Genomic DNA, 23,882 nt, shown 5'->3' on the forward strand with positions numbered 1-23,882 from the left:
CAACGGGAGAACCACATGAAACGTTTTGTTAAAGTCGCGGCTGCGGCTGCGCTCGGTCTTGTGATCAGCGGCGCTGCGCAAGCACAGTCGGCTCTGAATGAAATTTTGGATGACGGCGTGCTGAAAGTGGGGACAACCGGTGACTGGAATCCGATGTCACTGCGCGACCCGGCGACTAACAGCTATAAAGGCTATGATATCGACATCATGAACGCGCTGGCCGCTGATCTGGGTGTTGAGGTCGAATATGTGCCCACCGACTGGAAAACATTGGTCAATGGTGTGGTAGCGGGGAAGTACCACATCACCGGTTCGGCTTCTATCTCACCTCCGCGCATGAAAGTTGCAGGGTTTTCCGACAGTTACATCGCGGTTGAGTTGTTTCCCTACACAACCAAGGAAAAGGCCGACAAATTTGATGGCTACGACTCGATCAACAAGCCAGACGTGAAGGTTGCTACTACTCTGGGCACCACCTTTGAAAAGCGCGTGCGCGAATGGTTCCCCGATGCGGATATCAAAGTAGTCGAAGCCCCCGCGCGTGGTTTTCAGGAGGTCTTGGCCGGTCGTGCAGATGTGTTCATAACCTCGAATATCGAGGGATCGACCCTTGAAGCAAAGTTCCCGGTCGTCCGCGTCAAGAATGCCGGGCCGCGTTCTCCTTCTCCTATCGCGATGCTGTTGCCGCAAAGTGATCAGGTCTGGATCAACTATGTGAACAACTGGATTGAAGTGAAAAAAGCCCAAGGCTTTTTTGACGAAAACCGGGAACGCTGGGGTCTCTGATCAGAGGCCCTAGTAACTGGAGCGCCTGCGAGAGTTTTCAAAGTCATGAAACTTGAGCACATGACATGGTACGAGGTTGACACTCGTATCAATGCCGGTGCGGCCGTGTTGCTGCCGGTTGGATCGACCGAGCAGCACGGCCCGATGGGTCGCATTGGCACCGACACGATTTGCGCCGAGGCTGTCGCACTCGCTGCCGCCATGCAATGCGAGGGTATCGTCGCTCCGGCGCTGGCCTACACGCCAGCGCCTTTCAACGCGGGATTTCCCGGAACGGTGTCTATTTCAGCCGAAACCTTTCGCACCATCGCAGATGAGGTGATCCGGGGGCTCTTGGAGCAAGGTTTCGTTGGAGTGTTCATAGTGAATGGGCACGGGGCCAATCTGGCGCCTCTTCGGCAGATCGAAAGCGAAATTGCCGGTGGTCAATTGCTGATCCGTAGCTGGTGGGAGCCGAACGCAGTGAATGTTCTGCGACAGCAGCTCTATGGAGATTGGGAAGGGATGCACGCCACCCCCTCGGAGATTGCCATAACCCAGTCTTTGCTTGGACCATTGCCTGCCAATCAGGCCGCTGAGCCGCCCCAGAAACTCAGCGCCGAATACATCCGGGATCACGCAGGTGATCGCCATGGTCCACCCGACGAGCATCGCGCGGACTTCCCGGATGGCCGCGTTGGGTCGCATTCAGCTTTGGCCAATCCTCAGGATGGCGAGCGTCTGCTGGCGATAGCAGCAGCGGCTATCGCTGCCGAGTTCCGGGCATTCGAACAAGGCTTCTAGTCACGGAGCGCCTGCAACGGGTGTAGCGGCCTTATTCCGCTTCGACCCCAAGCCCGTCAGTCGACAGGTCATCGAGTTTCGGCATCAACCGCAACAGTTCTTGCGCGTATTCGGTATTCGGACTGGCAAACAGATCGCTGGTGTCCTGAACCTCGACGATTTGTCCCTGTTTCATGACCGCAACTCGGTCACACATCTGGCGCACCACAGGTAGGTCGTGGCTAATGAACAGCATGGTCAGGCCCAGATGCTCTTGCAGGTCTTTCAGGATGTTCAAAATCTGCGCCTGGATCGAAACGTCGAGCGCGCTTGTGGGCTCATCGCAGATCAGGAACCGGGGTTGTGTCGCCAGTGCGCGTGCGATCGAGATGCGCTGGCGCTGACCGCCCGAGAACTCATGCGGATATTTCAGCCCGGCCTCTGACCCCAAACCCACTTGATCCAGCAATTCGTCCACGCGGCGCTTGACGTCGGCACCTTCCATCAGGCGGTGATGGCGGATCGGCTCCGCCACAATTTCATCCACCCGCATACGCGGATTGAGAGACGAGTAGGGGTCCTGAAAGATCATCTGGATGTTTTTGCGGTACTCTTCCTGCACCGTACGATTACTCAGATCGCTTACCATTTGCCCGTCAAAGGTGATGGTGCCACCATCCACAGGATAGAGCCCCGCAATCATCCGCGCGACGGTGGACTTGCCCGATCCGGACTCACCGACAACCCCAAAGACCTCACCTGCGCGAATGTCAAAGCTGACGTTGTCGACAGCGGTGAAGTAGGTACGATCCCAAGGCAGTAATCCACGCTTTTGCAGGAATTTCTTCGTCAGGTTGCGGATTTCAAAGATCGGTTTGCTGGCGTCGTTATCCACCTTGGGCCAGTGGCGTGCCATATCCTCGATCGCGAAACGCGTTTCACGCCCGCCATAGCTGATCTGAGGGAAGCGATGCAGTTTCAGCGTCGGGCGTGGTACGGCTGCGATCAGGGACTTGGTGTATTCGTGTTGCGGCTGGCCCATCACCTGTGCCGTGGTGCCGCTTTCAACCACCTTGCCCGCATACATCACGGTCACGCGGTCAGTTGTATCGGCGATCACGCCCATATCATGGGTGATCAGGATGACACCCACCTGACGCTCTTGTGCCAGTTCCTTGATCAGGTCCAGAATCTGGGCCTGAACCGAAACATCCAAAGCTGTCGTGGGTTCATCGGCGATGATCACATCCGGTTCGGTGCAAAGTGCCAGAGCAATCACCACGCGTTGCCGCATGCCGCCCGAGAACTGGTGCGGGTACTGATCCAGCCGAGTATCCGGGTCTGGGATGCCAACGCGGTCGATCAAATCACGGGCGCGCTTGCTTGCTTCGGCCTCGGATCCACCCAGATGGGCCTGGATCGTCTCGACCAGTTGTTCGCGCACTGTAAATAGCGGGTTCAGCGACGTAAGCGGGTCTTGAAAGATCATCGAGATCTTCTTGCCGCGTAGCCCGCGCATCGCCTCGGCATCGATGCCGCTGATCTTATCGCCGCCCAGCCTAATCTGGCCGCTGGCGATGCGACCTGGGCGTTCCAGAAGGCCCATCACGGCAGCGCCGATGGTGGATTTACCTGCCCCGGATTCGCCCACAAGCCCGTGGATTTCGCCGGGTTCTACAGAAAGGCTGGCGTGGTCCACTGCGGTAAATAGCTGACGGCGGGTCGGGAATTCGACGGTGAGGTCTTGGATGGTCAGAAGGCTCATGAAATCACCGCAGTTTTGGGTTCAGCGCGTCGCGCAGCCAGTCGCCCAACAAGTTGACCGACAGGGCGAGTGCCAGAAGCGTGCAGGCCGGGAAGAACAAAATCCACCATTCGCCCGAGAACAGGAATCCCTGCCCGATCCGGATTAGTGTTCCCAGCGACGGCTGGGTCGGGGGAGCGCCCACACCCAGAAAACTCAATGTGGCCTCAGCAATGATCGCCAGCGCCAGCGAGATGGTGGCGATGACCAGAACCGGGCTAAGGACATTGGGTAGGATGTGACGGAACATGATCGGGAACGATCCACGCCCGATCAGGCGCGCGGCTTGTACATATTCTTTGTTTTTCTCGACCAGAGCAGCACCACGGACGACGCGTGCGAACTGCACCCAGTCCGACAACGCAATCGCGATGATCAGAACATAGATTGCCATCTCATCGCGGTATTCCGGCGGAGTGATTCCTTTGGCAATCCCAAAGATCAGCATTGCGACCAGAATGGCCGGGAACGTCAGTTGCACGTCTGCGATACGCATGATCAGCGTCTCGATCCAACCTCCGAAATACGCAGCGATCAGACCGAGGATCACGCCGATGATCAAGGCAAGAAGCACAGCAGAGGCACCTACGAACAATGAAATGCGCAACCCGTAGAGGATGGTCGAGAACACATCGCGCCCTTGGTCATCCGTGCCTAGCAAAAAGGTCTCTTGCGTGAACGCATTGGGCGTACCTGGCGGTGTGAACCCGTTCATCAGGTTCAGTGTTGCTGGATCGAACGGGTTATATGGCGCGATCAGCGGGGCAAAGATCGCCGCCAGCACCAGAATGACCACGACCAAAGATGCGATCATGGCTACCGGAGAGTGCCGGAAAGACCAGGCGAAATCGCTGTCCCAGAATTTAGCCAAACGCGATTTAGGCGCGACTTTCGGGGTTCCCATCGTTTCGGTCATGTGGCCCTCGCGTCGACACGCAGGCGCGGGTCAATGGCATAGTACAGAAGGTCGACAATCAGGTTGATTGTCACGAACATCACTGAGATCAGCATCAGATAGGCAGCCATAACGGGGATATCCACGAACTGGATCGCGTTGATGAACAGCAAGCCGACGCCCGGCCATTGGAACACCGTTTCGGTGATGATGGCAAAAGCGATGATCGACCCCAGCTGAAGGCCCGTGATGGTGATCACCGGCACAAGAGTGTTCTTCAGCGCGTGGCGGAAATTGATCACCCGGTCCGACAGCCCTCGGGCGCGGGCAAAGCGGACATAGTCAGCGCGCAGAACCTCCAGCATCTCGGACCGGACAAGCCGCATGATCAGTGTCATTTGATAGAGGCCCAGCGTGATTGCAGGCAATATCAACGCCTTGAGCCCCGAGGTCGTCAGAAACCCGGTGGACCAACTGCCAATCATAACGGTCTCGCCCCTCCCGAAACTGGGCAGTAGGTCAAGTTCAACCGAGAAAACATAGATCAGCAGGATACCTATGAGGAACGTCGGCAGCGAAACCCCGATCAAGGAAACAGTCATGATCACATTGGCAGCGATCCCTTGTCGTCGGATTGCAGTAAAGACACCGAGGGCAATGCCCATCGTGATCGCAAGAAAGCCGGACACAAAGGCCAATTCCAACGTCGCCGGGGCGCGTTCCACCAGGATGGTCGAGACCGGTCGCCCCTGGCGATAAGACACACCGAAATTGCCCTGAACAGCGCCTTGCAGGAACTTGGCGTATTGCACAACAAAGGGTTGGTCCAACCCAAGCTCGGTCCGTAGGCGGTCAATGTCGGCCTGCGTGCGCTCTTGACCCAGCATGTTGTCGATCGGGTCGCCAACAAATCGGAACATCGAAAAGGCGACCAACCCCACGACCAACAGCACTATGACGGACTGGAACATCCGTCTGACGATATATGCGAACATATGTTTCCCTCGTAGATCGGTCTCTCTAGGCCGACCTTGACCAGATGGTCAAGAGAGTGCTGTCAACCCAACGCGACGTTGCCGCCGATCAATTCACATTCACCCAACGCAGCAGGAAGAAGTTGTCCGGACGCTGCGTGACCTCGACATTGCTGCGCGTGCCCCAAACCAACGGCTGGACATACATCGGCACATAAACGTGTTCGTCCTGATAGATTTGGGTAACCTCGTCCAGCATCGCCTGACGCTTGGCCTCATCCAGTTCTGACTGGATCATCGGCAACAGCTCATCGACACGTGCATTCGAGAAGCCGCCGAAGTTCCAGCTACCCAGCTTTTTCTCTTCGTTCGGGGTTGCGACAAGGAACCGGACCGGATGCTCGGCGTCGAACGTACCGGGGCTCCAGCCCAGCAGGTACATGTCGTAATTATCTTCGCGCAGTTCCGGCCAATAGTTCCGCACTGGCATCGCGTCCAGCTCGGCGGTGATCCCGATCTGAGCCAGCATACCAACGACGGCCTGACAGACGGCCTCGTCATTAAGATAGCGGTCATTGGGGCATTTCAGGCCAAATGAGAAACCATCTGCATATCCGGCCTCGGCCAGCAGGGACTTGGCAGCTTCCACATCAAACGCGGGGCGTCCGGCGTTGGCCTCGGAAAACCCGCTCATGGCTGGGCTGACAAGCTGCGATGCGGGCTCGGCATTTCCGCGCATGATCGTGGCCAGAATGGCGTCGACATTCACCGCTTGCGCAACTGCCTGCCGCACGCGCGCGTCACGGAACGGGTTGGGTTTGCCCGCATCGTCTGTGTATTTCAGCGTGTCAGCCTCGTGGTCGAAGCCCAGCATGATCACGCGCGCCTCAATGCCCTGGATGACATCGACGTCTGCGTTCTGCTGCAGCCGTGCGACGTCCTGAATGGGGACCGGGTTGATCATGTCCACATCGCCCGATAGCAGCGCCGCTACGGCGGTGGCAGGATTCTGGATCGGATTAAATTCTGCACGGGTGATGTTGTGTTCAACATCCCCCCACCAGCCTTCATAAGGCTCCAACACGGTCTTAAGACCCGGCTCGCGCTCGGTCACCTTGAACGCGCCAGTGCCGTTGGCGTTGATGGTGGCGTAGTTTCCGGTTTCTTTGTCGGGGACCACGGCGTCGTTGGCCTCAGTCCAGTCTTGATCCATGATCATCCAGTTGGCAATCGATGACGGAAACAGCGGGTTAGGTGCTGTGGTCATGATATCAACTGTGTAGTCATCAACTACGATGACTTCACTGACAGGAGCGAACCAGCTACGCGTGTCCGCCGCCTCACCCGAGGCGCGTTGGTAGCTGAACAGCACATCTTGCGCGTCAAAGCTGCTTCCGTCGTGAAAAGTCACGCCCTGACGCAGATTGAACCGCCATCCTTCGCCGTCGCCGATCGGCTCCCAACTGACAGCCAACGCGGGCTCAACGCTCATATCCTTTCCGCGGCGGACCAGCCCTTCGTAGACGTTGTTCAGGAACCCGAGAACTGGGGCCGAGTTGACCGCGTGAGGGTCCATCGTCTGCGGATCGGTGGTCGAGGCCCACTTGAATTCGGCCGCCTGCGCGGCGCTTGCAAGCAACATGGTCAGGCCGATTGCACTGTTTCTGAGGATCATGGCGAAATCTCCCTGTTAGCGCTGAAACAATCCAGCTTTTTCGCTGCCACGTAAAGCCGTTCCTGCGCCGAGATCACAGGTCCGTTACCGACGGCGCAAACAAGAACAGGGCGCGTTTCCGCGCCCTGCATACCATCACAGAGGATAGTTTAGTTCATCTCAAAGTATTTGATCTTCGGTGAATCTTCCGGCTCGACGATGGTACCCACGCCCGATTTCATGCCCCAGTTCAGCACCTGATGGTGGATCGGGATATAAAGCTGTTCGTCCTGAACAACCTGCCAGATATCACCGATCTGCTGATCACGTGCGGGCAGATCAGTTTCAGAGGCAAGGGCCACGATTTTGGCATCCAGATCCGGGTTGGAATAGCGTGTGCCATTCCACGAGCCGTACTTTTCGCCCTTCGAATGGACGAGGAAGTTGAAGATGTACTCCGAGTCATAAGTCGGAACACCCCAGCCCAGCATGTAGAAATCTGTTTCTAGGTTGTTGATCAACGGGAAGTGCTGGGCTTTCGGTTTGGCGTCCAGGTTAACTGTGACGCCGATCTGGGCCAGCATTCCAACCGCTGCCTGACAGATCGCCTCATCATTGATGTAGCGATCATTCGGGCAGTTCAGGGTCAGCGAGAATCCATCAGGATAGCCTGCTTCGGCCATCAACGCCTTGGCCCCTTCGATATCGGTTGACGAGGACGCATCCATATCTGCATCCCAACCATTCACAAATGGAGGTGAGATCATGCCAGCAGGAGCAGACTGACCACGCATCACGACCTGTTTGATCGCATCGCGATTGATCGCTTTTGACATCGCCTGTCGAACGCGGACATCAGCCAGCGGGTTCTTACCATCCACATTGTCCGAGGTCAGATCAGCATCGCCCATGTTCATGCCAAAGAAAATCACCCGGTTCTGCGGCGCGGTGCGTACGTCCAGACCATCGGTTCCGGCTACACGCTCGAGGTCCTGTACGGGCACGTCCTGAATGAAATCAACCTCACCCGACAGCAGCGCGGCAACACGGGTCGCGGCGTTCTGGATCGGCGTATAGATGATCTCGGTCACCTGCAGCGGGAACTCATCCTTGCCCCAATAGCCGTCATAGGCGGCCAGGACGGTTTTCACGTCCGGCTCGCGGCTGACCAGCTTGTAGGGACCGGTGCCATTGGCGTTCTTGGCCGCAAACGTGTCTTCGCCGCCCTCATAGTCCTGAACCTTGACAGCGTTGTTTGCCTCGGCCCAACCTTTGTCCATCATGAACATGTTGGTCAGGTTGTTGGGCATGATCGGGTTCGGGCCGTCAGTTTCGATCTCGATCGTGAACTTGTCGGGCGCACGCACCTCTTTCACAGACGCCAGCAGTTCTTTGTAATCCGAATCCGGCGTCATCGCGCGGTTCAGCGAAAACACGACATCCTCGCTGTCGAACTCGGCACCGTCGTGGAAGGTAACGCCCTCGCGCAGTTTGAACACCCAGACATTCGGATTTTCTTCCGATGGTGCCCATTCGGTCGCCAGCGATGGAACCAGTGCACCTGAGTGATCACGCATCACCAGCGTTTCCATGATCTGGTGCGCCATGGCCGAGGTCGGGCCTTCGTTTTGTGCATGCGGGTCCAGCGTAAGCGCGTCACCTGCACGGGCCCATCGCAGCGTCTCCGCCGAAGCGCCCGCCGCGATCATCGCCGTTGCACTGGCGGCAAGCATCAGAGTTTTGAATGACATAAGTCGTCTCCCCATTTTTTGTTGTGGCCGCATTTTCATACGGTTGGCCGAATTTTTCGGCCATCATGGGCCAGCATCATCCAGATCATGGTCCGAGTTGCAACACCCGAATGTTAGCGCCCTGCTTTTCTTTCTGTCTGCCGGGGCTTAGGTGAATGTAGGTCTTGCAGAAACACGCCTCGTATTTAGCCCTATGACAGGGTTGCCGCCTAACGTTTATTGAAGGCGTCTCTAAGAGCGTCACCAAAGGCCCCGTTCTGGGTGCTCTGACCCCCATGGCTGCGCCGCTGTTCCCCTGGCTTGGGTGTTCGTGCCGGTTTGCCCTTGCCACGAAGTGCATTGCCCTCGCGTGCCGAAGCACCACCGTCCTTGCGCATGGACAGCCCAATGCGCTTACGTGGAACGTCGACTTCGACCACCGTCACTTTGACAACTTGCCCGGTTTTGACCACCTCATGCGGGTCCTTCACGAACCGATCGGCCAGTTGGCTGACATGAACCAACCCGTCCTGATGCACGCCAATGTCGACAAACGCGCCGAAGGCGGCGACGTTGGTGACGGTACCCTCCAGCACCATGCCGGGCTTCAGGTCCGTGATTTCCTCAACCCCGTCCGTAAACGACGCCGTTTTGAAACTGGGTCGCGGGTCTCGGCCGGGCTTCTCCAATTCGGTGAAAATGTCGCGAACCGTTGGCAAGCCGAAGGTGTCACTCACAAACTGCTCGGTGCGCAGGTCTTTCAGCGCGCCTTCATGCCCCATGATTTGGCGAATGTCGCGCCCACATGCTGCCACTACCCGACGGGCGACATCGTAAGCCTCGGGGTGAACCGAGGAGGCGTCCAGAGGTTCCGACCCGTCACGAACTCGCAGGAAACCTGCACACTGCTCGAAGGCGCGCGGACCAAGGCGGGCCACCTTCAGCAAATCCTTGCGAGACGCAAAGGCACCATGAATATCTCGGTGCGTGACGATCGCCTCGGCCAATCCCGGTCCCAGACCTGAGACGTGCGAAAGCAAGGGGGCTGAAGCGGTATTCAGATCCACGCCCACAGCGTTCACCACATCTTCGATCACCGACTCCAGTGACTGTGACAAGCGGTGCTGATCCACATCGTGCTGATACTGGCCGACGCCGATGCTCTTGGGTTCTATCTTGACCAGTTCAGCCAAGGGATCCTGTAGCCGGCGGGCAATCGAGACCGCTCCACGTAGCGAGACGTCGAGGTCGGGAAATTCGCGCGCGGCAAGCTCGGATGCCGAGTAGACCGAGGCTCCAGCCTCGGAAACGACGACCTTGGTCGGTGCTTTGACGGTCTTGGGCAGAAGCGACAGCGTATCCGCCACCAAACGCTCAGTCTCGCGGCTGGCTGTGCCGTTGCCGATGGCAATAAGCTCGATTTTATGTGTAGCGATAAGGTTCAGGATTGCCGCTTGTGCACCACGCAGATCATTCTTGGGCTGAAACGGATATAGCGTATCCGTTGCAACCACCTTGCCGGTTGCATCCACCACGGCGGCTTTAACCCCGGTGCGAATGCCGGGATCCAACCCAAGCGTCGGACGTGCCCCCGCCGGAGCAGCGAATAGCAGATCCTTTAGGTTGCGCGAAAACACTTGAATTGCCTCGTCTTGTGCGCGGCTGCGCAGGTCGGCCATCAGCTCGACCATCATCGACAGCGACAGCTTGACCCGCCATGTCCAGCCCGCAACCTTGCGTAGCCACTTGTCACCAGGAGTATCACCGCGCGTGTTCAGATGAGCCGCAACCATGGCCTCGGCCCGCGCGGCGCCCGCTTCGGGTTCGGGAGCAATGTCTAGCGTTACGATCCCTTCCTTCGAGGCGCGCAGCATTGCCAGCGCTCGATGCGACGGGGTTTTCGACCAAAGCTCGGAATGATCAAAGTAATCGCTGAACTTGGCACCTTCCTGTTCCTTGCCCTCGACGACCTTTGCGCTCAGCAACGCCTCACGTTGCATGAAGTTTCGGAGCTCTCCCAGCAAAGCAGCGTTTTCGGTAAGCCGCTCTGTGATGATGTCCCGTGCACCATTCAGCGCGTCTTTGGTCGTGGGGACAGCCTCAATCAGATACCCTTCAGCCAGCCCTTCTGGTTCAGCCAACCGGTCCGACAGAATCGCATCGGCCAGCGGCTCCAGACCATTCTCGCGGGCAATCATCGCCTTGGTCCGGCGTTTGGGCTTGTACGGCAGATAAATGTCTTCCAACTGCGCCTTGGTTTCGGCTTGGGCGATCGATTTCACCAGATCGTCCGTCAGTTTCCCCTGATCCTTGATCGAGGACAGAATCGCCTCGCGCCGGGCCTCAAGCTCACGCAGATAATTCAGTCGGTCGGAAAGGGTGCGCAATTGGGTATCATCCAGCCCGCCGGTCACTTCCTTCCGATAACGGGCGACAAAGGGCACGGTCGCACCTTCATCCAACAACCTGACCGCGGCCCCAACCTGTTCCGCGCGGGCGTTAATCTCGGTGGCGATGGTGCGGGTGATACGGTCCAAAGGGGCCTCCTGACTTGCGGTTGGAAAATCGTCTTAGCTACCGGCACGCGCAAGGGGAAGAGGCTGTACCGCTAAAAGCACCTCTGCACAAAAAATGCACGACCCTTACGCGGTGATCTGCACCTGCCAAGGCCAGACAGAACCAACACAAACAAGGAGCAGTTAAATGGGACAGTTCATCGTGCGCGGCGTACCGGCATCAGTTTTACAAGATAGTTGGTGGCTGGACACCCCTGATCGAGGCACAAACCGAGCCGATGGCTTAGCGGAACCCGGCAATCGCCATGCTTTCTTGGGTTTGGTGTTTCTGGTTGCGCTCGCCGATTTTCTGTTTTTCGACCATTCTACTGGCCTTTCAATCGCGCTCTTTATGTTGGCGTTTTCCGCTGTCGTGTTTGCCTTACTGCGCCGCCGTGGTGGACTTGTCGGGCCAGCCCTTCTTTTGCTGCTTAGCATTCTTCCGGTGGTGGAATATGTTCAAGCCCTGTCCGTAGCTTTCTTGCTGGGTGGATCGACCATTGCGCTGTGTTGGGCCGTGCTGGGCAATCATGAGGTCGCTTCGGTTCGCCGGTTTCTGTCTCTGTTTCCAATATTGGCGCTCAGACACGGGGTAGAGGCGGTTCAGAAAGGTCATTCGGTTTCCCGCATTGACGGGGTTGCCCTTCGTGCACTGCGCAACTGGAGTTTCCCGATCGGAGGCGCACTGATCCTTGCTTCGCTGATGGTTGCGGCCAATCCGATCTTGTCTGATTGGATCGATCGGATTTGGCGATTTGATCTGCGGTTCGACCGACTGCTATTCTGGATCGGGGCGGCAATCACGATCTGGCCCTTTCTTGCGGTCACCTTGCGGCCTGACTTGCTTGCCCCCCGATTTGGCCCCGGACGCAAGCGCCCATTGCCTGCCTTTGGCTTGAATGCCCAATCCGTTGCCAATGCGCTAATGGTGTTCAACTTGCTGCTGGCGGTGCAAACTGGGATGGACATGGTCTTTCTCTGGGGCAATGCCAAGTTGCCCGAGGGGATGACCTATGCTGAATATGCTCATCGCGGGGCATACCCACTCTTGGTCACAGCTTTGCTGGCGGGCGCATTTGCCTTGGCCGCGCGACCCTATCTGAACGAGCGGCAGGGGCTGACAAGATGGATGATGCTGTGGCTGGCGCAGAATGTACTGTTGGTGATCTCATCGCTGATGCGCCTGTCGCTTTACGTTGATTTCTACGGGCTGACCTATTTGCGTGTTCATGCGGCAATATGGATGGCGCTGGTTGCTGTGGGTTTGTGTCTGACCGGTTGGCAAATTTTGCAGGGCAAATCGAACCGTTGGTTATTGCTGCGATCTGCGATCCTGGGGATTGGCGTGCTCTATGCATGCTGCTTCGTGAATTTTTCAGCCTTAATCGCCCGTTGGAATCTGGAAAATCCGATACGGTTTGATGCCTACTACGCATGTCAGCTCAATGAGATGGCGGCGGCAGAGTTGCTGAATGACAAACGGGTACGCGCTTGCGCAACCCCTCCGGTCGTCGACAATTGGAGGAATTGGGGCTTTCGCGCAGATCGGGTGATCCGTAATCTGGCCGTCGAACCCATGCCGGAGAAGGTAGATGAAAATCCTCGTCGTGGATGATGATCCACGCCTGCGAGAGCTGGTCTCGATCACGCTTGAGCGCGCGGGCTACCAGACGGTTACCGCCCGCGATGGCCAAATGGCGCTAACCCACGCGATGCGGGAAGCGCCTGATCTTGTCGTGCTGGATGTCGGCCTGCCTGAGATCGATGGGCTTGAGGTTTGCCGCCGCTTGCGGGCACGCTCGGAGGTACCAATCTTGTTCCTGACCGCGCGTGATGACGAGATTGATCGCATTTTGGGCCTCGAGTTGGGAGCGGATGATTACGTGACCAAACCTTTCAGCCCCCGTGAGTTGGTTGCACGGATCAAAGCCATCCTGAAACGCAGCAAACCGGGTGCTGCAGAGCTTCTCCTGCGGCATGGCCCGGTTGAAATGGATGTGTCGGCGCATTTGGTTCGGGTCGACGGCAATGCGCTTGCCTTAACCGCAACCGAGCTGTCGATTTTGCGTCGCCTGATGCAAACGCCCGCCGCCATCGTCTCGCGACCACAATTGGTTGATGCGATTTATGGCGCAGGCAGTCCGGTCTCGGATAGGACACTGGATAGTCATTTGCGGAACTTACGACGCAAGTTGGGGGATCAGGGCTGGGCCGGTGCCATCGAAACCGTGCATGGGATCGGATTGCGGATGGGTGCATGGCCGGGCTGAGACGCAAATGGCGCCCTTCGCTGGGTTTTGTTCTTGGCGGAGGTCTCGCGGGTACGCTCGCCCTGTCTCTGCTGGGTCTGATCGCGCTGCGGTATCTTGGACCTGAGATCGGGTTTCGAAACGCTGCGGGCTTGCTGGCGATCGTGATCGGATGTGCGACCGGAGTGGTCGGATACCTTATGGTTCGGCTTCTGCTCCGCCCCATAACGTCGCTGGCGACCTATTCAGGGGCCATTGAACAAGGGCAACGCGCCGAGCCGCCCGATCACTACGGCACACAAGAACTGTCGCGCCTCGCCGGTTCGGTTCTGAGCATGGCGGATACACTGCAACGGCGCGAAGCTTCGATCCGCGTCTTTGCAGATCATGTCACGCATGAGTTGAAAACCCCTGTCACCGCGATCCGTGCGGCAGGAGAGTTGTTGGCCGAGGCCGAAACGCTCTCGGACCAGGATCACGCATTGCTGCAACAGATATTGGGCGCAAGCGATCAGATGCAAACGCAGCTCAGCGCTCTTAACACGGTTGCACAGGCACGAGTGCCGGAACATCATGGGGAGGCAAGCCTGAACGATCTTGCCGATCAGTTACGCGCTTCGTTTCCCGAATTGGACATCAGCATAGAAGGCGGCGATCAGGCATTGAACCTTGCAGCCTCTGGCCTGAAAATTGCCCTGCAACATCTTCTGGACAATGCACGCCGTCACGGGGCAAGGCAGGTGGTCCTGCACGCAGAACTCGGTCGATTGGTTGTCCAAGACGATGGTTCAGGCATATCCGACGGTAATCGGGACCGCATCTTCAACCCATTCTTTACAACCGCGCGCGAGAAGGGAGGGACCGGGATGGGCCTGACCATCGTTACAAACCTGTTGGGGGCACATGGCGGGCGGATTTTGCTGGTGCCTTCCAAGACCGGTGCGCGATTTGAGTTGGTGTTTCCGGGTGTGTGATATCACTCAATAGCCCAAACTAATTCGACCCGTGTCAATTTGCGCCGCTCAATACGATTGATCCCAAGCCAATCCTCATTTAAGGGAGGCCCTGTCAAATCAGAGTCACCCGTGGGGCCGTCATGTCCCCTTTGGGATTGGTGCCTATGTCACGGCGGCACATGCTCTTGGATCGCACGCCCCTGAAAGGCTTAAAAAAGGTAAGGGAATATGGCAGAAAAATCGAACTTCGACGTATTGTATACCATTGTAGACGAAGCGCCTGAGCTGGCGAGCGCCTCGTTCCTGCCCATTATCCGCAAGTTTGCGTCAGCAGCCGGTGTCAGCGTCGGAACCAAAGACATTTCGCTGGCCGGGCGCATTATCGCGACCTTCCCCGAAAAGCTGACAGACGAACAGCGTATTACGGATGATCTGGCCGCGTTAGGTGAACTGGTGAAAACACCGGACGCAAATGTCATTAAACTGCCCAACATCTCGGCGTCGGTGCCCCAGCTGGTGGCAGCCATCGAAGAGCTGCAATCACAGGGTTATGACATTCCGAACTACCCCGAAGAGCCTTCGACGGACGACGAAAAGGCGATCCGTGCGCGTTATGACGCCATCAAGGGTTCGGCCGTGAACCCGGTCCTGCGCGAAGGCAACAGCGATCGCCGCGCAGCGCGCGCTGTGAAGAACTATGCCCAGAAGAACCCTCATTCGATGGGAGAGTGGAGCGCGGACAGCAAGACCAAAGTGTCTTCGATGCCGGGCAATGATTTTTACGCCAATGAGAAATCGGCAACGATCACTGCGGCGCAAGCCGGCGATGCCAAGATTGAGTTTGTGGGCAAAGATGGCAGCGTTACGGTTCTGAAAGACGCTTGGCCACTGGCCGAAGGCACCGTGGCCGACGCAACATTCATGTCGGTCAAGGCGCTGTCGTCGTTCCTGACCGAAGCCATTGAGGACACCAAGAAAGACGGCACCATGTTCTCGCTGCACATGAAGGCGACGATGATGAAGGTCAGTGACCCGATTATCTTCGGCTATGCGGTCGAGGCGTGGCTTGCCCCCGTGTTCGAGAAATTCGGTGCAGAGCTGGACGCGCTGGGTGTAAACCCGAACTCGGGTCTGGGGGACCTGCTTGAGCGGGTTCAGGGCAACGCAGACATCGTCGCCGCAATCAATGCGATCAAAGGGGATCGTCCGTCGATGTATATGGTGGATTCGGACCGTGGCATCACCAACCTGCATGTCCCGTCTGATGTTATCATTGACGCCTCGATGCCCGCAGTGATCCGTGCTGGTGGCAAGGGTTGGGACGAAACCGGCGCCAAGGGCGATACCAACTGTGTGATCCCTGACCGTTGCTATGCACCGGTGTATGATGAGGCCATCAATTTCTTCAAAGTCAATGGTGCACTGAACCCAGCCACCGCAGGAGCCGTCGCCAACGTTGGATTGATGGCGCAGAAGGCCGAGGAGTACGGCTCGCACCCGACGACGTTTGAAGCGCCCGCAGATGGTACAATCCGTATCGTTCTGGCCAATGGCGAAACGCTGCATTCCCATGACGTCGAAAAGGGCGACATCTGGCGCGCCTGCACCGTCAAGAAGGCCCCGATCGAGAACTGGATCCAGCTGGCGATGGACCGTCAGCGCCTGACCGGGTCCGAGGCGATCTTTTGGCTGGATGCCAACCGCGCACATGACGCCGAGCTGATCAAGTATGTCAAACCAGCGCTTGAAGCTGCAGGCGTGGCCGACAAGTTCTTGACTATGGCCCCGCGTGAAGCAACCCGCCAGTCGCTGGAAACTATCACGGCGGGCAAGGACAGCATCGCCATCACCGGTAACGTATTGCGGGATTATCTGACCGACTTGTTCCCGATCCTGGAACTGGGGACGTCGGCCAAGATGCTATCAATCGTTAAACTGATGAATGGCGGCGGTCTGTTCGAAACCGGTGCAGGTGGTTCGGCGCCGAAACATGTTCAGCAACTGGTTGAAGAAAACCACTTGCGCTGGGACTCCATGGGTGAATTCTGTGCGCTCGGAGAATCCCTGAACTTCCTTGCTGACAGCAAGGGCAACGCCAAAGCGGGCGTATTGGGCGCCGCTGCCGAGGCTGCCACGCAGGGAATTTTGGATAACAACAAGTCACCCAGCCGCAAAGTCGGCCAGCCGGATAACCGCGATAGCCACTACTGGTTCGCTCGTTACTGGGCCGAAGCTTTGGCGGGGCAATCCGATGATGCTGGGCTTGCCGCCGAGTTTGCACCGCTCGCGAAAGAGTTGGCGGACAAAGAAGAACAGATTTTGTCCGAGTTGGCGGCAGCGCAGGGCGCACCCGCCGATCTGGGTGGATACTACCACACTGATCCGGCCAAAGCGGCTGCGGTGATGCGTCCAAGTGCGACCCTGAATGCGATCATCGGATAAGCCGAGGGTTGCATAAACGCCTAAAAAGAAACCGGTCCGAAGAGGGCCGGTTTTTTCATGCCCTGAAAAAGAAAAAGGCCAGCCCCCATAGCCAGCCTCTTTCTGAGTGAGTGGCGGGGCTTACGCCTCACCGGTGCAGTTGAGTTCATCCTACGCTTATCGTTCACGCTGAATATTCGGGGATTCCCGTAGACGGCCGCCTTTTATGAGCGATTAAGGATAAAAATAATCATTATGTATGTGCAAATAGGACCAAATGCTGACTGCGCCACGTCTGAGACCTAGTCAGTTGGCTTTGCCGTTATCATTGAAGATTCTGACCCACCGACAAAAAAAGGGCCAGTCCGAAGACCGGCCCCTAAGAAAGGTCATAACGACCGAGGGATTAGTTTGATGCTGCGTTCAGCTTTTCATTTTGTTCGCGCAGCGTGTCGGAAATAATCGCGTACCATTCGCCGGATTCGCGCATCTCGATCAAACCCTTGTTCATCATCGCGATGTACTCGCGCGCGAATGGATTGGTGCGGTGTGCAAGGAAGCTCATCGAAGACAGTGTCGAGACATACGGGTTCTCAACAATATCCGCCGAAGTCAAACCCATGTCTTTCATTGTCGAGGCAAACAGATCAACTTCGAATGCAGCCACGTCTGCTGTACCGGTCAATACGGCATCTAGACATTCGCGGGCCGAATTGGGTTGGACTACGGTTGTGTTCTCGCGGTTCAGCCCTTGTTCTTCCAGCACCACCATGCTCCAGCCTGCCATGCGGCAAACGGTCGAGCCCTCAAGGTCGGAGAAATCTGTCGCCTTTGCGTATTCGCTTTCAGGCAAAGTGAAGAAACCTCCGACAATGTCATATACCGGAACAGAAGCGACAAATTGGGTACACCGGGCTTCGGTCTCTGCAGACCACTCATAGGAGCGGTTGGTACAATCCGGTACAGTCCACGCGATCGAAATATCAAACGCACCCAGTGGCAACAGTGTGTCCAGATGCGAACTCCAGTCATCTACAAAGCTGACCGAGAAATCGCGGCTGTTACCAGCACGCTGAAGGCTTGTCGTCGCCAGACGGGTCATGATGCCACCGCCGCTCAGATCTTCAGTAGTGAACGGTTCCCAACCGTTGCCAGCGACCATCTTGATCGGAGGCGCGTAGACATTCGAGCGCTTGACGCTTGCAGCACGTTGTTCTTCTGCAGCGATCAGTTCTTGCGCGCTCTGACCGTTGGGCAGGCTGCCATCCTCACAGGGCAGCGCCAGTACCAGACCGGGGGTTAGCGAACCGGGATTGGTGATTGCATTGCGGTTAGCGTTAAAGATCGGCTGATAGTTTGAGGTGCCGTAGGCGGCAATGGCGATGGTCGCCAATGTGTCACCATCCTGAACCGTATAGTTGGAGCAGGCCTCTTGAGCGGCGGCTGCACCTGCGCTCAGGGCGGTGAAGGCTGATGCCGACAGTACTGCTTTCTTCAATTTCTTGTTAAACATGTCCACTTCCTCCAGACTTTGTTTCGTTGGGCCAATCAAGGCCTTAGCCATTTTCCATTTGATAGCGCAGTGCGGTAGATACGATGTCGCGCCACTCGCCTGATTGCTGCATGATCGCCAGACCCTGGTTGAGCGTCTCAAGGATCGCTTCCCCATCCGGATTATCTTTGTGGGTCATGACGTTAAGCGACTTGATTGCCGCTAGGTTGGGGTTTTCGATGATCTGATGTTCGTAGCCCAGACGCCCGATTGCTTCGACCGCCAGATGCGCTTCGATCGCGACGATATCGGCTGTGCCATCCATGACTGCGCGAAAACAATCATCGGGTGAAACGGGGCGCATCAGCGTGATTGCAGGCTCGTAAAGACCAACTGCATCCATATGCGACAGTGACCAACCTTCCGGCCTACAAATCGTTGTGCCCGCGAAATCTGCATAAGTCAGAGTCTCTTCGTAACCCGAACCGCTTTTTGCGAAGAACGTATCAACGACCTCGTAGAATGGGTTTGAGAAATTATAGGTTTCGCACCGTGAACGATCATTTTCCGACAACGTAGCGGCTTGTTCACAGTTCGGCCGCGACCAAGGGAATGTGGCGTCAAAGGCGAGAGTCGGCATCAATAGGTCCAGATGCGACGACCAGTCATTAACGAACTGAATCTTGTAGGACTGCTCGGGCGCGGCCCGCAGCATCGCGGTTTCAACCAGGTTGGTATAAAGCCCACGATTTGGCAGCGCTTCATCCGTAAACGGGGCGTAGTTACCACCCGTGATCAACAAAATCTGACGGTCACGAATTTCAGGGCTTTCGCCACCATCCGCGTTGCGGATCAATGCGGCACCTTCCGCACGCGCTGCTTCGATCTCTTTCTTGGCCGCAGCCTTGGCCGCGATTACGGCTTCTTCGCTGGTCTTTTTAGCTTCGGCCTCTGCAGCGGCGACGCGAGCTTCGGCCTCGGCAATGGCTTTTTCAGCCCGTTCCTCGGCAGCTTTGACCAGTTCCGAGGCCATTTCGGCAGCCATGCGGCCAGCTTCGGTATCCGGCAGTTGCGCCGCGCGCCCGATATCTTCAAGACAAGGGAAAGTCAGGACATCACCGACGCGAATGATATTGGGGTTCGACCCGATCGTATCCCGGTTCGCATCATAGATGACCCGGTAATCTTCCGTCGCGTAGACGGCAATTGCCAGTTCCCGCAAGCTGTCACCGGGCTGGATTTCATAAGTCGAACACGCCTCTTGCGCCGATGCTGCACCTGTTGCAGCAGCAAGAGCAAGGGTGGATATGATAAGATGGTTTCGCATTTTGTCCTGTTTCACTGCCTGTCTAAGTCTGTGCCGGTTTGACCACGGCGATTGAAATGTTGTCCTGATCCGGGTCTGCCTTTGCATGCAGTGCTTGAAGCAGCGCATCAGCAATATCGCGAGCCGGGGAATGAATATGCGTGCGCACCAGCGTTTCGATCTCGGAATTGCCGAGATATTGCAGACCATCACTGCCAAGGATCAGTACATCTGCCGCAATCAGCGCCAATGGTTGTTCCGGACAATCCACTTTTGGAATCGCAGCCCCCATGATCACCGAAGTCAGTTGGTTACGATCCGGATGGCCTTGTGCCTCTTCCGCGCTCAGTAATCCTTGTGCGAGCTGTTCGTCGATCACCGGGGCCATCGAGTGATCTTCGTTGACCTGTGACAGGGCATCATTGCGGAACAGGTAAAGTGGACTGTCACCGATCGAGATCCAGAATACGCGTTGATCCAGCATCAACATGCCCAGAAGGGTGGAGCCCAGATTGACCTCGTTTTCCTCACTATGGCTCGCCATAGCGGCGTTGGCCTGCATTGCGGCCAACGGCAGAGCGTCGAGCAGTGCGCTCTCAGCAAGGTCGGGCCCATCCAACTGGGCATCCATCGCATCGCGCCAGGCTGAAATGACCAACTGCGAAGCGACTTCGCCCGCTTCATGGCCGCCCATACCGTCGGCAATCACGACATAACCCGCGTCTGCCGCGTCAGAGACCCGCGCAGCAATCGCGTCTTCCTGCGAGTCGCGCTGACCCTGGTCCAGGATCAGGGCAATATCATATGCAGGAGTCGCCAGCATTAATCGGCATCCCGCCAGTCAAAGCCGTCATCACAGAAAGCGGTGAAGCGGATCGAGGTTTCGCTGATCCGGATCAGATCGCCGCTGGACAAGGCTATGGTGCTGAGCACAGGCTTGCCATTCAGGCGCACCAAGTTGGCCTTGCCGCCATGGCCCAGATAGCATTTCCGGTCCTCTGGGTCATATGCGATGACGGCGTGATTGCTACGAGAGATCCCGGTGTCGCCGAAATCCAGCTGAATAGCCTGATCGTCGTTCCGACCGATCTGCATCAATCCCTCGGTCAAGGTAATCGCGGCACCCCGGCCCGGTCCGGCGGTCACAACCAGCCAGCCAACCGGGAATGTCTGTTCGGCCGCTTCTGTCTTTTCAACAGGCTCAGCTGTTTCCATCAGCTCCTGAACATGCGTGTCTGCACGCTCGAAACCCAAAAACGTCGTCTTCACACGAGAACGCCGATCTTCAGCCGGTGCAGGTGCAGGTGCAGGTGCGACCATGGCGGGTTCCGGGGTTACATCAACAGACTCCGGTTCCGGTGTGGGTTCTGCGACGATTTCCACCTCGCCCGCAACTTCGGATACGACTTCAGGTTCGATGGCGTCTGGTTCTTCTACGGTGACTTCGGGTTCATCGTCCTGAACCTCGTCTTCCGCAGTCAGATGAAGCGTGACAATCTGTTCATCTTCTTCGACCTCTTGAACCTCGGCCACTTCTTCTTCGGTCGCCTGATCTTCGATCTGGTCTTCCGAAAACTCGGGCATCGGTTCTTCGGGGATCAGTTCGTCTGCTTCCTCGTAGCTGTCCGAGCTAACGTTTCCACCCGCAAGGGCCGCGCGCAGGGCGTTGAAATCCGCAATCGGAGCAGCGTTTTCTGTTTCGACCGCTTCCGCAACGGTTTCGGTTTCGGTTTCCACCGCATCTTCTTCTTTCGGTTTTCCGGCACCTTCTAGAAGCCGGCTCAGAGGGCTTTTGTATTTGAACATGGTGTCGTCACCTTCTTTGATTTCTGATGCGGGGTTTTACCCGCGGGACTGCTACAAACCGCTTCGCCGTAGGCGCAGGGCACTGATGAAGAGGAAACAGAGAAACATTTACGTCGCGACGGGTTGGTCCCCGACGGGGTGACGCGATGGGCGGCACCCCCAGCACACTGAAACTGGCGATAGTCACATCAACTGGGCGATCACTCCTGCGTTAGTTGCATGACCGCAGTACTTTCAGCTCCGTTGCGCAGAATGCTTAGGCGCGCCTCGGGTTGGTTGTCGGAAACAAGTTGAGCAAGGATGCCGTCCAGACTTTCGGGCTCATTGATCGAGACACCAGTCTGTGTTTCGCGCAGCAGCACATCCCCCCGCTGCAAACTGCCAGCAACTTCTTCCGGAACAGATGCGACGACGGTTTGCCAACCTGCCTCGCCCGCATGAGCCACATCAAACGAATAACCGTTCAGAAGGCCAAAACTGCGGAAGGCGGGCAGGGCCAGCAATCCATTCTGCGCGCGTGTTTCGCCCAGACTGCGATAGCGCGCTGCTACACGGATATACCCGTCTGGATCGACCGAGAAATTATCTAGAACATACGATGCAAGCGTTGTGTCCGGACGAATAGGTTCACCATTCAGAGTAAAAATCGTAGCGCCCCGTTCGACCCAATCCCCGATCACCGACCTATCTTGCCCGGCGTTCAATGCATTGATGGCAATGACACTCCCGGTCGAGCTGCGACGCTTGGACATCGTGAATGGAATCTCAATATCCCAGTGCCCAAATGCGACTTGGTTTTCGGCTAGATTTACCGGCGTCGCAGGTGCGATGGGTGTGATGTCTTCAACCGCAGGTTCCGCCACTTCAGGTTCCACTACTTCAGGTTCCACCAAGGCGATTTCTTCGGGTTGCTGCTCTGACACAATGGCGGCTTCCGGCACCTCATTAGCCTGCTCGACAGGTTGTTCCTGCGCCGCTTCTGGTTCTGATGCCAAAGCGACTTCGGCCTGTTGCGGCTCTGTTGTGGCTTCGGCGGTCTGCTCGACGGGTTCCGGAGCTGCTTCTGCGGGCACCGGAGTAGTCGGAGCCTCTGCAGTCACCGGAGTTGCCTCGGGCGATTTCTGATCGCCCGTCATTACGAAGTATCCACCTCCGGCCAGAGCCGCCAATACAATCGCGATACCCGCGATCATCTTGCCACTGCCGCCCGAGCCGCTTTTTACAACGGTGTCGACTGCAGCTACGGCCTCGTCCTGAGGTGCAAATTTAGCAAGAGTGTCTTCCGTTTTTTCCTCGTTCCCGAGGGCCAGATCAGAGTTCCCGGCCAGCAGCGCGGTCACGACGGCCTCCGCATTCTCGCTTTCGGCTTTGATCCGTTCTTTTTCGGCCTCTTCGTCTTTGCGATCCATGCCAACAATGACCGAAACCGGGCGATACGCGAAACTGTCGAACATCACACCGGGACCACGGAACATACGCAGCCAGTCCAATGCGGTTTGCACACGGTCAGTGGCGTGCACTTCCATTGCTTTATCGATCGCCTCAAGGAACCCGTCTGGATACCCTTTGAATCGCCCTGTCAGCGGTTCATAAGGATCGTCTTGGCCGTTGTTGAACGCATTCAAACGTGTCTGGCCATCAATCGGTCGCTCGCCGCTGATCGCATGATACAGCGTTGCAGCCAGTACATAGAGGTCACTGCTGGGGCCCTGATCCGCGCCACGCACATAAAATTCGTGCGGCGAATACCCGTCCTTAATCACGCGCAGCGTCAATAGCGCCGCTGACTTGTGTGCCGCCTGCTCGCGTGCTGCGCCAAAGTCGATCAGGATGGGTTCGCCATTCTCATCGATCAGGATATTGTCGGGTGAAATATCGCGATGTAGCATGCCGCTTTGGTGAATGAACGACACCGCAGACAGCATTTTTTCGGTGACCTGAACGATAAAGTCCGGTCCGCTCTTGTTTTCGGGTTTTTCGACATAATCCAGAAGATCGCATCCGCGGATCAGGTCCATCGCGATATAAGCGGTGTCGTTGTCCTCAAACACCTGATGCACGTCGACGATGTTGGGATGAACCAGCCGCGCATGGTTGCGTGCTTCCTGAATGAACAGGTCGATAATGGCGCGCAGGTCTTCTTTGTGGTCAGGGTTGGCAGGTTCGACCAGATCACCATTCCGCTGACAGAGCGCCCCCGGATAGCATTCCTTGATGACCACATCGCGATCCAGACTATCGCGCGCGAGATAGGTGATCCCAAACCCGCCGTTGCTTAGGAACCGGAGGATTTCATACTGTCCGCGCAGCAGCTTTGCGCCTGGCTGCAATCCTTCGATCTGAGGTTCGTCGTGCGTTGCGCCGACCGCCTGGTTGTGGCTCATTTCTTCCCGCCCATTCTACTCGTTTGTTGCGGCATAGATAACCAGGGCTTCAGCCCGCGAACTCACAACCAAACACAACCGCAGGACACTTAAGACGGTTAGACGTTT

17 protein-coding genes are annotated in these 23,882 nt (G+C 57.0%); 6 read left to right on the top strand and 11 right to left on the bottom strand.

Going from position 1 to position 23,882, the window contains the following annotated elements; genetic code table 11:
• The first annotated feature begins 15 nt into the window (after positions 1-15).
• Both ACR0EN_RS07310 and ACR0EN_RS07315 read left to right on the top strand, forming a co-directional pair.
• Positions 16-786 carry a transporter substrate-binding domain-containing protein gene (locus ACR0EN_RS07310; RefSeq protein WP_170393886.1) on the top strand — a complete coding sequence of 257 codons (771 nt, stop codon included), beginning with the start codon at positions 16-18 and terminating at the stop codon, positions 784-786.
• Positions 787-831: 45 nt separating this feature from the next.
• Complete coding sequence (locus ACR0EN_RS07315) at positions 832-1,569, top strand: creatininase family protein (protein ID WP_170511900.1); 738 nt, start codon at positions 832-834, stop codon at positions 1,567-1,569.
• 31 nt (positions 1,570-1,600) lie between these two features.
• Here the strand turns inward: ACR0EN_RS07315 and ACR0EN_RS07320 are convergent, their stop codons facing one another.
• The 6 genes from ACR0EN_RS07320 to ACR0EN_RS07345 all read right to left on the bottom strand — a co-directional run bounded on the left by ACR0EN_RS07320 (position 1,601) and on the right by ACR0EN_RS07345 (position 11,142).
• Entirely contained in the window at positions 1,601-3,313 is a 1,713-nt protein-coding gene (locus tag ACR0EN_RS07320) for an ABC transporter ATP-binding protein (protein WP_480585946.1), read from the bottom strand.
• Between the two features lie 4 nt (positions 3,314-3,317).
• Positions 3,318-4,268, bottom strand: a complete 951-nt coding sequence (locus ACR0EN_RS07325; protein ID WP_170818341.1) for an ABC transporter permease — start codon at positions 4,266-4,268, stop codon at positions 3,318-3,320.
• Positions 4,265-5,242, bottom strand: coding sequence for an ABC transporter permease (locus tag ACR0EN_RS07330; protein WP_170393893.1), 978 nt, complete (start codon positions 5,240-5,242; stop codon positions 4,265-4,267). The genes ACR0EN_RS07325 and ACR0EN_RS07330 overlap by 4 nt, the downstream gene beginning before the upstream one ends.
• A gap of 88 nt (positions 5,243-5,330) precedes the next feature.
• Positions 5,331-6,896, bottom strand: a complete 1,566-nt coding sequence (locus ACR0EN_RS07335) for an ABC transporter substrate-binding protein (RefSeq protein WP_170625689.1) — start codon at positions 6,894-6,896, stop codon at positions 5,331-5,333.
• A 149-nt stretch (positions 6,897-7,045) separates the two neighbouring features.
• Positions 7,046-8,626 carry an ABC transporter substrate-binding protein gene (locus ACR0EN_RS07340; RefSeq protein WP_170393897.1) on the bottom strand — a complete coding sequence of 527 codons (1,581 nt, stop codon included), beginning with the start codon at positions 8,624-8,626 and terminating at the stop codon, positions 7,046-7,048.
• 209 nt (positions 8,627-8,835) lie between these two features.
• Positions 8,836-11,142, bottom strand: a complete 2,307-nt coding sequence (locus ACR0EN_RS07345) for a Tex family protein (protein ID WP_480585950.1) — start codon at positions 11,140-11,142, stop codon at positions 8,836-8,838.
• 166 nt (positions 11,143-11,308) lie between these two features.
• On the opposite strand from ACR0EN_RS07345, the gene ACR0EN_RS07350 reads away from it, so the two are divergent.
• The 4 genes from ACR0EN_RS07350 to ACR0EN_RS07365 all read left to right on the top strand — a co-directional run bounded on the left by ACR0EN_RS07350 (position 11,309) and on the right by ACR0EN_RS07365 (position 16,807).
• A complete protein-coding gene (locus tag ACR0EN_RS07350; RefSeq protein WP_480585953.1) occupies positions 11,309-12,775 on the top strand; it encodes a DUF4153 domain-containing protein in 1,467 nt (488 codons plus the stop codon).
• The gene (locus ACR0EN_RS07355; RefSeq protein WP_480585956.1) at positions 12,753-13,430 is read left to right on the top strand and encodes a response regulator transcription factor; all 678 of its coding nucleotides are present in this window, start codon (positions 12,753-12,755) and stop codon (positions 13,428-13,430) included. The genes ACR0EN_RS07350 and ACR0EN_RS07355 overlap by 23 nt, the downstream gene beginning before the upstream one ends.
• Positions 13,418-14,383: a sensor histidine kinase gene (locus ACR0EN_RS07360; RefSeq protein ID WP_170422740.1), complete on the top strand. Its 966-nt coding sequence runs from the start codon at positions 13,418-13,420 to the stop codon at positions 14,381-14,383. Before ACR0EN_RS07355 ends, ACR0EN_RS07360 begins: the two co-directional genes overlap by 13 nt.
• A 210-nt stretch (positions 14,384-14,593) precedes the next feature.
• Complete coding sequence (locus ACR0EN_RS07365; protein ID WP_480585959.1) at positions 14,594-16,807, top strand: NADP-dependent isocitrate dehydrogenase; 2,214 nt, start codon at positions 14,594-14,596, stop codon at positions 16,805-16,807.
• 385 nt (positions 16,808-17,192) lie between these two features.
• Here ACR0EN_RS07365 and ACR0EN_RS07370 read toward each other — a convergent pair whose 3' ends face one another.
• The 5 genes from ACR0EN_RS07370 to ACR0EN_RS07390 form a co-directional block, all read right to left on the bottom strand.
• Positions 17,193-18,299 (bottom strand): transporter substrate-binding domain-containing protein, encoded by a 1,107-nt coding sequence (locus ACR0EN_RS07370; protein ID WP_170393909.1) that lies wholly within the window; start codon positions 18,297-18,299, stop codon positions 17,193-17,195.
• A 43-nt stretch (positions 18,300-18,342) separates the two neighbouring features.
• Positions 18,343-19,605 (bottom strand): transporter substrate-binding domain-containing protein, encoded by a 1,263-nt coding sequence (locus ACR0EN_RS07375; RefSeq protein ID WP_170625684.1) that lies wholly within the window; start codon positions 19,603-19,605, stop codon positions 18,343-18,345.
• Positions 19,606-19,627: 22 nt separating this feature from the next.
• Positions 19,628-20,407 carry a PP2C family protein-serine/threonine phosphatase gene (locus ACR0EN_RS07380; RefSeq protein WP_170393913.1) on the bottom strand — a complete coding sequence of 260 codons (780 nt, stop codon included), beginning with the start codon at positions 20,405-20,407 and terminating at the stop codon, positions 19,628-19,630.
• Positions 20,407-21,390: an FHA domain-containing protein gene (locus ACR0EN_RS07385; RefSeq protein WP_170663469.1), complete on the bottom strand. Its 984-nt coding sequence runs from the start codon at positions 21,388-21,390 to the stop codon at positions 20,407-20,409. Before ACR0EN_RS07385 ends, ACR0EN_RS07380 begins: the two co-directional genes overlap by 1 nt.
• Before the next feature lie 200 nt (positions 21,391-21,590).
• On the bottom strand, positions 21,591-23,774 hold the full coding sequence (locus ACR0EN_RS07390; protein WP_480585962.1) for a serine/threonine protein kinase: 2,184 nt from the start codon (positions 23,772-23,774) through the stop codon (positions 21,591-21,593).
• Positions 23,775-23,882 lie beyond the last annotated feature (108 nt).

The sequence above is a fragment of the Ruegeria sp. AB7 genome (assembly GCF_056542625.1).

Excerpts from the sequence above, each read along its gene's own strand:
- ACR0EN_RS07355 (WP_480585956.1), top strand. The coding sequence starts at position 12,753 with ATGAAAATCCTCGTCGTGGATGATGATCCACGCCTGCGAGAGCTGGTC.
- ACR0EN_RS07330 (WP_170393893.1), bottom strand. The coding sequence starts at position 5,242 with ATGTTCGCATATATCGTCAGACGGATGTTCCAGTCCGTCATAGTGCTG.
- ACR0EN_RS07360 (WP_170422740.1), top strand. The coding sequence starts at position 13,418 with ATGGCCGGGCTGAGACGCAAATGGCGCCCTTCGCTGGGTTTTGTTCTT.
- ACR0EN_RS07315 (WP_170511900.1), top strand. The coding sequence starts at position 832 with ATGAAACTTGAGCACATGACATGGTACGAGGTTGACACTCGTATCAAT.
- ACR0EN_RS07340 (WP_170393897.1), bottom strand. The coding sequence starts at position 8,626 with ATGTCATTCAAAACTCTGATGCTTGCCGCCAGTGCAACGGCGATGATC.
- ACR0EN_RS07370 (WP_170393909.1), bottom strand. The coding sequence starts at position 18,299 with ATGTTTAACAAGAAATTGAAGAAAGCAGTACTGTCGGCATCAGCCTTC.
- ACR0EN_RS07365 (WP_480585959.1), top strand. The coding sequence starts at position 14,594 with ATGGCAGAAAAATCGAACTTCGACGTATTGTATACCATTGTAGACGAA.
- ACR0EN_RS07350 (WP_480585953.1), top strand. The coding sequence starts at position 11,309 with ATGGGACAGTTCATCGTGCGCGGCGTACCGGCATCAGTTTTACAAGAT.
- ACR0EN_RS07390 (WP_480585962.1), bottom strand. The coding sequence starts at position 23,774 with ATGAGCCACAACCAGGCGGTCGGCGCAACGCACGACGAACCTCAGATC.
- ACR0EN_RS07380 (WP_170393913.1), bottom strand. The coding sequence starts at position 20,407 with ATGCTGGCGACTCCTGCATATGATATTGCCCTGATCCTGGACCAGGGT.
- ACR0EN_RS07385 (WP_170663469.1), bottom strand. The coding sequence starts at position 21,390 with ATGTTCAAATACAAAAGCCCTCTGAGCCGGCTTCTAGAAGGTGCCGGA.
- ACR0EN_RS07335 (WP_170625689.1), bottom strand. The coding sequence starts at position 6,896 with ATGATCCTCAGAAACAGTGCAATCGGCCTGACCATGTTGCTTGCAAGC.
- ACR0EN_RS07310 (WP_170393886.1), top strand. The coding sequence starts at position 16 with ATGAAACGTTTTGTTAAAGTCGCGGCTGCGGCTGCGCTCGGTCTTGTG.
- ACR0EN_RS07375 (WP_170625684.1), bottom strand. The coding sequence starts at position 19,605 with ATGCGAAACCATCTTATCATATCCACCCTTGCTCTTGCTGCTGCAACA.
- ACR0EN_RS07325 (WP_170818341.1), bottom strand. The coding sequence starts at position 4,268 with ATGACCGAAACGATGGGAACCCCGAAAGTCGCGCCTAAATCGCGTTTG.
- ACR0EN_RS07320 (WP_480585946.1), bottom strand. The coding sequence starts at position 3,313 with ATGAGCCTTCTGACCATCCAAGACCTCACCGTCGAATTCCCGACCCGC.